Below are 745 nucleotides of genomic sequence, written 5' to 3' on the forward strand. Positions count from 1 at the left end.
GTTGCCCTGCAGGCGGTCGAAGGGCGAGGCGCCGTCGTCGTCGGGCGCGGTGCCGCCGAGGCGGTCCGTCATCGCGGACCCGTGGCGCGGGGCCGGGGTCGGAGGGGCGGACGCATCCCGACCACCCTAACCGGGCTGAGAAGCGTCCTCAGCAGGCGCGACGGGCGATCAGCGCAGTCCGGGCGGCGCGGCCGGGCAGCGGGACTCGAGCACGCCGTCGTCGGTCGGCACGGTCGGCTGCCACCAGCCCCCGGCGCGCGCCTGCGCGACGAAGGCGGCGCGGTCGGGCACCTCGCCCTCGTACGGGGTGCCCTCGGACGCGTAGCAGGGGAGGAGGAAGTCGACGTCGTAGGCGTGGATCCACTGCAGGGCCGCCGTCGTCAGCGGTCCCCGGGGAACGGTCGGGAAGCGCACCGCGCAGGCGTACTCGACGGCGGCGTCCGCCGAGTGGACGCCGAGCCGGGTGTCCGCGCCCGTGCCGATGACCTGGACCCGCACCCCCGACTCGCTCAGGCACGCGGCCTGCTGGCGGACCCAGTCCTCGCCCTCGAGCACGCGCTCCACCCGCAGGTCGGGCCGCACCGCGTCGGGCCGCTCGGTGCGCACCCCCTCCCAGAGCGCGTCCGCGTCGGCGCGGAGCGCCGCCGCGGACTCCGACGCCGTCAGCTCCTCGCGCAGCGGCGTCGGGGGCTCCGCGGTGAAGCGCGGGACGGGCCGGCCCACGCGCGGATCCGGCGTGCTCGGC

1 pseudogene is annotated in these 745 nt (G+C 78.0%); it reads right to left on the reverse strand.

The features are described 5' to 3' along the window. Positions 1-168 precede the first annotated feature (168 nt). Positions 169-745: pseudogene (locus Q6969_RS16070) on the reverse strand (hypothetical protein); the annotation flags it as partial.

Origin of the sequence: Clavibacter sp. MX14-G9D, assembly GCF_032917815.1 — a bacterium.
In the GTDB taxonomy this organism is placed as follows: domain Bacteria; phylum Actinomycetota; class Actinomycetes; order Actinomycetales; family Microbacteriaceae; genus Clavibacter; species Clavibacter michiganensis_K.